The sequence below is a fragment of the Nonomuraea deserti genome, from assembly GCF_004348685.1.
GTDB classification, from domain to species: domain Bacteria; phylum Actinomycetota; class Actinomycetes; order Streptosporangiales; family Streptosporangiaceae; genus Nonomuraea; species Nonomuraea deserti.
This window is the reverse complement of record NZ_SMKO01000114.1, coordinates 21,404-29,775: the sequence shown is the minus strand read 5'-3', so window position 1 is coordinate 29,775 and position 8,372 is coordinate 21,404. Positions and strand designations below refer to the sequence as shown.

The 8,372-nt window shown below is 73.2% G+C and carries 11 protein-coding genes; 5 read left to right on the top strand and 6 right to left on the bottom strand.

The features are described from left to right. The first annotated feature begins 634 nt into the window (after window positions 1–634). Complete coding sequence (locus E1292_RS32010; protein WP_132599647.1) at window positions 635–1,513, top strand: SCO6745 family protein; 879 nt, start codon at window positions 635–637, stop codon at window positions 1,511–1,513. 30 nt (window positions 1,514–1,543) lie between these two features. Here the strand turns inward: E1292_RS32010 and E1292_RS32005 are convergent, their stop codons facing one another. Beyond that, window positions 1,544–1,897: a VOC family protein gene (locus tag E1292_RS32005; RefSeq protein ID WP_132599645.1), complete on the bottom strand. Its 354-nt coding sequence runs from the start codon at window positions 1,895–1,897 to the stop codon at window positions 1,544–1,546. A 62-nt stretch (window positions 1,898–1,959) separates the two neighbouring features. On the opposite strand from E1292_RS32005, the gene E1292_RS32000 reads away from it, so the two are divergent. Together E1292_RS32000 and E1292_RS31995 are read left to right on the top strand one after the other, a co-directional pair. Continuing rightward, a complete protein-coding gene (locus E1292_RS32000) occupies window positions 1,960–2,295 on the top strand; it encodes an ArsR/SmtB family transcription factor (RefSeq protein WP_132599643.1) in 336 nt (111 codons plus the stop codon). Then, a complete protein-coding gene (locus E1292_RS31995) occupies window positions 2,292–2,714 on the top strand; it encodes an SRPBCC domain-containing protein (RefSeq protein WP_132599641.1) in 423 nt (140 codons plus the stop codon). Before E1292_RS32000 ends, E1292_RS31995 begins: the two co-directional genes overlap by 4 nt. Here the strand turns inward: E1292_RS31995 and E1292_RS56165 are convergent. The 3 genes from E1292_RS56165 to E1292_RS31980 all read right to left on the bottom strand — a co-directional run bounded on the left by E1292_RS56165 (window position 2,711) and on the right by E1292_RS31980 (window position 4,943). Then, window positions 2,711–3,100: an alpha/beta fold hydrolase gene (locus tag E1292_RS56165; RefSeq protein WP_439331918.1), complete on the bottom strand. Its 390-nt coding sequence runs from the start codon at window positions 3,098–3,100 to the stop codon at window positions 2,711–2,713. The genes E1292_RS31995 and E1292_RS56165 overlap by 4 nt on opposite strands. 208 nt (window positions 3,101–3,308) lie before the next feature. Next, window positions 3,309–3,920, bottom strand: a complete 612-nt coding sequence (locus E1292_RS31985; protein ID WP_132599639.1) for a LysE family translocator — start codon at window positions 3,918–3,920, stop codon at window positions 3,309–3,311. Window positions 3,921–3,959: 39 nt separating this feature from the next. After that, a complete protein-coding gene (locus E1292_RS31980) occupies window positions 3,960–4,943 on the bottom strand; it encodes a helix-turn-helix transcriptional regulator (protein WP_132599637.1) in 984 nt (327 codons plus the stop codon). Window positions 4,944–4,987: 44 nt separating this feature from the next. Here E1292_RS31980 and E1292_RS31975 point away from each other — a divergent pair, with 44 nt between their 5' ends. Continuing rightward, the gene (locus tag E1292_RS31975; RefSeq protein ID WP_132599635.1) at window positions 4,988–5,740 is read left to right on the top strand and encodes a DeoR/GlpR family DNA-binding transcription regulator; all 753 of its coding nucleotides are present in this window, start codon (window positions 4,988–4,990) and stop codon (window positions 5,738–5,740) included. Then, entirely contained in the window at window positions 5,737–6,873 is a 1,137-nt protein-coding gene (locus tag E1292_RS31970; protein WP_132599633.1) for an MFS transporter, read from the top strand. Before E1292_RS31975 ends, E1292_RS31970 begins: the two co-directional genes overlap by 4 nt. Before the next feature lie 27 nt (window positions 6,874–6,900). On the opposite strand, the gene E1292_RS31965 is transcribed toward E1292_RS31970, so the two are convergent. Further along, window positions 6,901–7,662: a TSUP family transporter gene (locus E1292_RS31965; RefSeq protein WP_132599631.1), complete on the bottom strand. Its 762-nt coding sequence runs from the start codon at window positions 7,660–7,662 to the stop codon at window positions 6,901–6,903. A 79-nt stretch (window positions 7,663–7,741) separates the two neighbouring features. Continuing rightward, window positions 7,742–8,359 carry an ATP-dependent Clp protease proteolytic subunit gene (locus tag E1292_RS31960; RefSeq protein WP_132599629.1) on the bottom strand — a complete coding sequence of 206 codons (618 nt, stop codon included), beginning with the start codon at window positions 8,357–8,359 and terminating at the stop codon, window positions 7,742–7,744. Window positions 8,360–8,372 lie beyond the last annotated feature (13 nt).

Sequence of the window (8,372 nt, the reverse complement as noted above, 5' to 3'; positions counted from 1 at the left end):
GTGTATAAGAGACAGCCCCAAGGGTGGTGCCCGCCCCAAGGGTGATATCCGGCCTAGAGGCAGTGTCCGGCCCCGGGGTGATATCCGGCCCGCAGGTGGTGTCCGGCCTAAACTTGGCGTCCGCGCCGGAGGGGGTGGCCGACCCAGACCTGACGCCCGCGCCGGAGGCGGTGCGCGAGCCGGAGGCAGCGTCAGACCCAGAACGCCCGGAGGTGGTGTCCGGTGCAGAGGTGGTGTCCGAGCCGGTGCCTGGCAGGCCCGGGCGGGGCGGTGGGGCGGGGGTCCAGGCGCTCCGGGCGAAGGCGGCTTCTAGGGCGACGCGCCGCCCGGCGAGCGGCCCAGCCTGCCCGGCCTGCCCGGCCTGGCCGGCAGACGGCCCGGCAGACGGCCCGGCAGACGGCCCGGCAGACGGCCCGGCAGACAACCTGGCAGGCGGCCCGGCGGACGGGTACGCGGGCCGGGCGGGGAGCGGCGCGACCGGGCGGCCGCGGGCCTGGGTGACGGCCAGTTCGTTCACCAGCAGGACAGCCAGCTCCACCCACCGTCCGACATAACTGTCTATTTGTGATTGACCAGTGATGCGCCATACCTCTATCGTCACCGTCATACCTTATCTAGACAGTGAGGATGCGTCATGAGCGTCTTGTCCAGGCTGGCCCGCCGCATGTGGCACCAGCTCGAGCCGGTCCACGCGGCCGTGTACTTCTCCCCCCAAGCGTCCGAGGCGGCCGCGGCCCTCGGATACGACACGGAATCGCGCTGGCCGAGCTACTTCGCCTACCGCTCGGCCCCGCTCGGGCGGGCCGGGGCGGGGCTGGCCACGGCGGCGTGCTACAGCTTCAGTCCGCGGACGGTGGCCGAGCACGTGCCGGCCGTGTGGGAGGTGGCCACGCCCGGGCAGGTGCTGGCGGCCCGGCTGGCGGCGGTCGACAGGACGTACCGCGACCTGATGGGCGGCAAGGCGGTCGGACCCGAGGCGGCCGAGGCGGCGGAGCTGGCCAAGCGGGCGGCCGAGAGCGTGACGGTGGCGGGGCGCCCGCTCGCCGCGGCCAACCTCGATCTGCCCTGGCCCGAGGAGCCGCACCTGGTGCTGTGGCAGGCCGCCACCGTACTGCGCGAGCACCGGGGTGACGGGCATCTGGCGGCGCTGCAGGCCGCGGAGCTGGACCCGTGCGAGTCGCTGGTGTCGTTCGCGGCGATCGGCGCCGCCCCCGTGGCGAACTTCGCCGGGCGCGGATGGAGCGAGCAGGAGTGGGCCGCCGCGCGGGACCGGCTGGCCGGGCGCGGCCTGGTCGGCCCCGGCGGCGAGGCCACCGAGCAGGGCCGGGCGCTGCGCGAGCGGGTCGAGCTGATGACGGACGAGCTGGCGGCGCAGCCGTGGCGGCTGCTCGGCGAGGAGCGCGCCGAGCGGCTGGCCGGGCTCGTCGCGCCGTTCCTTGGCGCGGTGTTCGAGGCGGGGCTGCTGCCCATGACGAGCACGCTGGGCATCACCACCGTCGCGACCCCAGACTGACGGCCGAGGCGAGCCCGGCCGTCCAGGCGATCAGCCGGCCACCCCGCCGAAGCCGGGGGCGGGCTGCCACAGGCTGATCTGGGTGCCCTGGTCGTCGGTGCAGGAACAACCGCGCCCCGACCGGCCGGCGAACACCTCCCCGGTGCTGCCGCCCAGCTTGCGCACCTGCTCGACCGCCGCGTCGATGTCGGCCACGTGGTAGTAGAGGTTCGGCTGCGCGCTGGGCTCGCCGGCGACGAAGCCCATCGGCACGGCGGTGTTCGTGACATGCAGGTACGTGTCGCGCTCGCGCCTGAACTCCCAGCCCAGCAGCGGCCCGTAGAAGGCGGCTGCCCTGTCGATGTCCCGGACGGACAGGGTGTAGTAACCGAGATCGGCGGCCATGAGCGTACCTCCGCAATAATTGTCGCTATCGTTAAGGAGAGAGCCTAACGAAGGCGGCAAACATTAACAACAACGTTAACGATCTGGACGGCACGCTCGCGGCGCTCGCCGACCCCACCAGGCGCAAGGTCATCGACCTGCTCCGCGACGGGCCACGCCCGGCCGGCGAGCTCGCGCAGGCCGTGGAGATGAGCGCGCCCGCCCTCAGCAGGCACCTGCGGGTGCTGCGGGCGGGCGGTCTCGTGCAGGCCGAAGCCGGCGGAGACGACGCCCGCCTGCGCCTCTACACCCTGCGCCAGGAGCCGTTCGCGGCGCTGCAGGCCTGGCTCGACCAGGTGCAGGCGTTCTGGGCCGAACAGCTCGGCTCGTTCAAGGACCACGTGGAGCGCGGCGGATGAGCACCGTGCAGGCCAGCGTCACCGTGCCCGTCGAGCCCGCGGACGCGTTCCGCGTCTTCACCGACGAGATCGACAGCTGGTGGGTGCGCGGCCGCCACAGCTGGGTCGATCCCGCCCGCGCGGTCGGCATCCGCTTCGAGGACGGCTATCTGCGCGAGCTGTGGTCCGACGGCGGCCACGTCGACACCGGCAGGGTCCTCACCTGGGATCCGCCGCACCGCCTGGTGTGGGCCGACCTGATCAACAAGACCGGGCGGATGGAGATCGAGGTCTCCTTCACCCCCGTCGCGGGCGGCACCGAGGTCCTGCTGGAACACCGGGGCCTGGACACGCTGCCGCCCGACGTGGCCGGGCGCATCCGGCGCGGCTACTCCTGGCAGATCGCACTGCGCTGGTTCGCCGGCCGTTGGGAGAGCTAGCGGCGGCCGTACTTCTTGTGCACGGCCTGCTTGCTCACGCCGACCGCCTCGGCGATCTGCGCCCAGGCCAGCCCCGCCACCCTGGCCCGCCGCACCTGGACCGCCTCCAGACGTTCGATCTCCCGGCGCAGCGCGGTCGTGGCGTGCAGGGCGCGCAGCGGATCGTCGTCCTGCGCCTGCCTCATGAGGGTCGCCAGGTCGTTCGTCATGCACCAAAGGTAATCCAGCGGCAGCGCGCTGATCTCCTCAGGACGTTCGAGGGCCGGCAGGTGACCGGCCCACTCCAGCTCCACCAGCCGCGCCCGGGGCAGCTCGGCGGCCAGGTGGCGGGCGGAGTCCACGAAGTACGGCAGGTCGTGCCCGCCGGCCACCACCAGCGCCGGCACGTCGATCGCCGGTGGGCCACGTCACCGCTGTCGCTGTACAGCCCGTCGGCGCGGTAGGGGCGGCGCCCGTACCCACGGAAATCCACTTTGATCACCCGGAATCGCTCGGACAGCGCCTCCCACCGCGCGTCCCCCATGCCGGAGTCGGCCGCCGCCAAAGTGCAGCAGCACCAGGGGCTCACCCGTCCCCCGCTCGCGCACTAGATCGTCATCGTGACTCCACCGCCAGCCGTACGCCCAGCCCGATCAGCACCACGCCGGAGACCTGCTCAAGCCGCCGCCGCACGGCGGGCCGGCCCAGCCACGCCTTCGCCCGCGCGACGGCCCAGATGATCAGCGTGTACCAGAGCAGGTCGACCAGCACCCACACGAGGGCGAGCGTGACGAGCGTGAGCGGCACGTTCCGCCCCGCCGGCACGAACTGCGGCAGGAACGACATCGCGAACACCGCCGCCTTCGGATTGGCCAGGCACGTCCCGAGCCCGGCCAGGTAGGGCCCGCGCAGGCCGGGAACCACTTCGCCCTCGGCGGGTGGCACCCCCTTGCGGGCCTGCCACAGCGCCTGCGCGCCCATGACGACCAGCACCACCGCGCCCACGACCCGCATGACGTCGTAGGCCAGCTGCGAGGCCACCAGCAGCGCCGACAGGCCGGAGGCCGCGCCCAGCCCCCACAGCAGGATGCCGGTCTCGTTGCCGAGCGTGGCGGCCAGGCCCGAGGCGCGGCCCGCGCGCAGCGTCTGGCGCATGATGACGGCCGTGCTCACCCCTGGCGCCATGGCCACCAGGACGCACGCGCCGGCGAAAGCGAGAAGATACATGCCGGAATGCTGGCAGAACCGGACCCGGATCTCGCCTCATTATTCGTACAGCTTGCCGAGCTCGGCGACCGCCTCACGCATGAGGGCCCGCAGCTCCGGCGGCTCCAGCACCTCGACGTCGGCGCCCATGCGCAGCAGCAGCCAGCGGGCGTGCGTGACGGACTCGACCGGCACGGTGAGCGTGAGCCACCCTTCGGGGTCGGGCTCCCCCGCCGCGGCCAGCGCCGCGCCGACGACGTCGCCGCCCATCGTGTACGCCAGCAGGTCGCCTCTGCCGGGAGCCAGCCTGATGACGGCCTCGGCGGTGTACATGCGCTCGCGGAACTCCCTGGCGTAGGCACGCCAGAACCCGCCCAGCTCGAACCCCTCCGGACGGCTGAACCGCCCCGGCAGCGTCTCCACCGTCAGGATGCGCGCCACCCGGTACGTACGGGGATCGCCGCCGGGCGGGCCGTCCGACAGCGCGGCGACCATGTACCAGGAACCGCCCTTCAGCACCAGCCCGTACGGATGGATCACCCGCTCGACATCGCGAGGACCCCAGCGGCGGTAGGTCATGCGCAGCGGCCGCTGCTCCCAGACCGCCTCGGCCACCTCGCTCAGATGCGGCACGTCGTCGCTCGTGCGGTACCAGCCGGGCACGTCCAGCAGGAACCGCTCGCGCATCCGGGAGGCGTGCGAGCGCGGCTCGGGCGGCAGCGCGGCCAGCACTTTCAGCTCGGCGTTGGCGGCCACCTCCGCCAGCCCCAGCTCGGCGGCCGGGCCGGGCAGCCCCGCCAGGAACAGCGAGGAGGCCTCCTCGGAGGTCAGCCCGTTGAGCCGGGTGCGGTAGCCGTCGAGCAGCTGGTAGCCGCCCGCGGGGCCGCGGTCGGCGTAGACCGGCACGCCGGCCGCCGACAGCGCCTCGACGTCGCGGTAGATCGTGCGCACCGACACCTCCAGCTCGGCCGCCAGCTCGGGCGCGGTCATGCGGCCGCGCGACTGCAGGAGCAGGAGCAGCGAGAGCAGGCGGCTGGCACGCATGCCCGACATTGTATTGCGCACATAGGTCATGTTTGTATGAACACATGGATCGTTTGCGCGCCATCATGAACGCCCTGCGCACCAACGACAGCGTCTCCGTCGCCGAGCTGGCCGCCGAACACGGCGTGTCGGAGATGACGATCAGGCGCGACCTGGACGAGCTGGCCCAGCAGGGGGTGGTGCGCCGGGTCAGGGGCGGCGCGCTGTCGCTGCTGCTGCGCGGCGAGGAGCCACCGTTCGGTGTGCGCGAGCGGGAGGCGGTGGAGGCCAAGGAACACATCGGCGCGGAGGTGGCCTCCCTGATCGCCGACGGCGAGGCGGTGGTGCTCGACGGCGGCACGACCGTGCTGGAGGTGGCCCGCGCCCTCAGCGGCCGCCGCCTGACCGTGCTGCCGCTGGCGCTGCAGGCGGTGTCGCTGCTGGCCACCGCGCCGCGCGTGCGCCTGGTGCTGCCCGGCGGCGAGGTACGCCAGGGCGAGCTGAACTTCATGGGCCCCCTCACCGAGAGCTCCATCAAGGCGCTGCGCTTCGACACGGCCGTGATCGGCTGCTGCGGCCTGTCGGCCGAGCACGGGCTGACCGCGCACGACCTGCCCGAGGTCGCCGTCAAGCAGGCGGCCATCGCCTCGGCGCGGCGGGTGATCGTGGCCTGCGACTCGGGCAAGTTCGCCCGTACGGCCTTCGGCGCGGTCTGCCCGATCTCCCGGCTCGACGTCGTGGTGACCGATCCCGGCATCCCTCCCGAGGAGCGCGAGGCCCTCTCGGCGGCCGGCGTGACGGTCAGGCAGGCCGGGTGAGACGTGAACGAACGGCCGTCCACCTGCTGTTCTTCCTGTGCGGCGCGGCCATCGGCACGTGGACGGCGCGCATCCCCGCCATCAAGCACGACCTCGGGCTCAGCGACGGCCGGCTCAGCCTCGCCCTGCTGGCCATCGCGGCCGGCGCCGTCGCCGGCATGACGGTGGTGGGCCGCCTGGTGGACCGGTACGGCAGCGCCCGCGTCATGATCCCGGCCGCGCTGGCGCAGGGCGTGGTGCTGGTGCCGCCCGCCTGCGCGCGGAACCTGGGCGTGCTGGCCGGCACGCTGCTGGTGTTCGGGCTGGTGCACGGGGTGCTCGACGTGTCCATGAACGCCAACGCCGTGCAGGTCGAGCGGGCCTCCGGCCGGCCGGTCATGTCGTCGTTCCACGCGGTCTTCAGCATCGGCGGGTTCGCGGGGGCGGCGGCGGGCGGCGTGTTCGCGCACCTGTCGCTGACGCCCGCGACCACGTTCGTGTCGGTGGGTGTGGTGATCGTCCTGCTGGCGGTGTGGGCGGCGCGCTGGGCGCTGCGGCCGGCCCCTTCGGCCCGCGCGGGCGCCGGCGGCCGGCCGCCCAAGGGGATCGTGTTCCTGGGCGTGCTGGCGTTCTGCTGCCTGGTGGGCGAGGGCGCCGCGGCCGACTGGAGCTCGGTCTACCTGCACGAGGACCTGGGCGCCTCGGCCGGGTTCGCCGCCGCGGGATACGCCGCGTTCTCCGCCACGATGACCGCGGGACGGCTGGCGGGCGACCGGCTGGCCGCCAGGCTGGGGGCGGTGGCGCTGGTGCGCGGCTGCGGGCTGCTGGCGGCCTCGGGGCTGGGCGTGGCGCTGCTCGGCGGGCATCCGGTGGCGGGCGTGATCGGGTTCGCCTGCTTCGGGGCCGGGCTGTCGTGCATCGTGCCGCAGGTGTTCTCGGCCGCCGGCCACCGCGACCCCGCGTACGCGGGGCGGGCCCTGGCCCGGACGGCGGCCATCGGCTATCTGGGATTCCTGTCGGGACCGGTGCTGATCGGGGCCGCCGCCGAGCTGGGCGGCCTGCCGCGGGCGCTGGCCATCCCGGCGCTGCTGGCCGCGTTCGTGGCCCTGGCCGCCACGGCGTTGCGCGCTCGCGCCGGTGAGCCCGCCGCCTGACCCACGCCGCCCCGGCGCCTCTCCTGGTCAGCCGAACTGCTGCCAGCCCAGCCTGACCACCATGACCGCCACCACGCACAGCAGGATGACCCGTACGAAGCCGGCGCCCCGCCTGAGCGCCATGCGCGCGCCGAGCTGGGCGCCGGCCACGTTGCACACCGCCATGCCCAGCCCCAGAGCCCACTGCACGTGCCCCTGCGCCCCGAACACCAGCAGCGCCCCCACGTTCGTCCCGATGTTGATGATCTTCGCCGACGCGGAGGCCGAGACGAAGTCCAGGCCGAGGATGGCGGTGAAGGCGATGATGAGGAACGTTCCCGTGCCGGGGCCCAGGATGCCGTCGTAGAAGGCGATGCCCACCCCGGCCGTCGCCACGGCCGCGGCAACCCGGCCCCGGGTGTGCAGGTGGGGCTCCGGCACGGCGCCCATGGCCGGTCGCAGCGTCACGAAAGCCGCCACCGCCAGCAGCACCACCATGACGGCCGGCCGCAGCACCTCGGCCGAGATCGACGCCGCCGCCCACGCGCCGAGCCCGGCGCTGAGCACCGCCAGCGCGGCGCCCGGCAGCGCCACCTGCCGGTCGGCCTTGGTGGAGCGCGCGTAGGCCACGGCTGCCGACGCGGTGCCGAAGACGGAGGAGAACTTGTTGGTGGCCATCGCCTCGATCGTCGGCATGCCGGTCATCATGATCGCGGGCAGCTGCAGCAGCCCGCCGCCGCCCACGACTGCGTCGACCCACCCCGCTCCAGCGGCCGCGCACAGCAACACCAGGACCTGCTCCAGCGGCACGCCACTCCCCCGATTTCCCCCAAGAAACCTCAAGAGTGTACAAGTCACGCGTCAGCCGCTGGTGAGGGGACCCGGGCGATCAGCGGGCCCCGGCCGGCGTGCGCTTCCTGGAGGCGTAGATGTCGTCCACCAGCCCGTAGGAGCGGGCCTGCTCGGCCGTGAAGATGCGGTCGCGCTCGATGTCCTTCCTGATCTCCAGCGTGCCCCGCCCGGTGTGCCGCGACAGGATCTCCTCCTGCTGGTCGCGCATGCGCAGGATCTCCCTGGCATGGATCTCCAGGTCGCTGGACTGCCCGCGACCGCCCTCCGTGGCCGGCTGGTGCAGCAGGACGCGCGCGTGCGGCAGCGCCGCCCGCTTGCCCGGCGAACCGGCCGCCAGCAGCACCGCCGCCGCCGAGGACGCCTCGCCGATGCAGACCGTGTGGATCTCCGGCCGGACGAACTGCATCGTGTCGTAGATGGCCGCCATCGCCGTGAACGACCCGCCGGGCGAGTTGATGTAGATGTTGATGTCCTGGTCGGGATCGAGCGACTCCAGCGTGAGCAGCTGCGCCATCACGTCGTTGGCCACGGTGTCGTCGATCGGCGCGCCCATGAAGATGACCCGGTCCTCGAACAGCTTGGTGTAGGGGGTCATCTCCTTCATGCCGTAGGAGGTGCGTTCGGTGAACGAGGGCAGCACGTAACGGCCGGTCATCGGACTTTCCTTT

Coding starts and splice junctions, on each gene's coding strand:
- E1292_RS31985 (WP_132599639.1), bottom strand. CDS start 3,920: ATGTATCTTCTCGCTTTCGCCGGCGCGTGCGTCCTGGTGGCCATGGCG.
- E1292_RS32005 (WP_132599645.1), bottom strand. CDS start 1,897: ATGGCCGCCGATCTCGGTTACTACACCCTGTCCGTCCGGGACATCGAC.
- E1292_RS32010 (WP_132599647.1), top strand. CDS start 635: ATGAGCGTCTTGTCCAGGCTGGCCCGCCGCATGTGGCACCAGCTCGAG.
- E1292_RS31975 (WP_132599635.1), top strand. CDS start 4,988: ATGGATCGTTTGCGCGCCATCATGAACGCCCTGCGCACCAACGACAGC.
- E1292_RS31995 (WP_132599641.1), top strand. CDS start 2,292: ATGAGCACCGTGCAGGCCAGCGTCACCGTGCCCGTCGAGCCCGCGGAC.
- E1292_RS31960 (WP_132599629.1), bottom strand. CDS start 8,359: ATGACCGGCCGTTACGTGCTGCCCTCGTTCACCGAACGCACCTCCTAC.
- E1292_RS31980 (WP_132599637.1), bottom strand. CDS start 4,943: ATGCGTGCCAGCCGCCTGCTCTCGCTGCTCCTGCTCCTGCAGTCGCGC.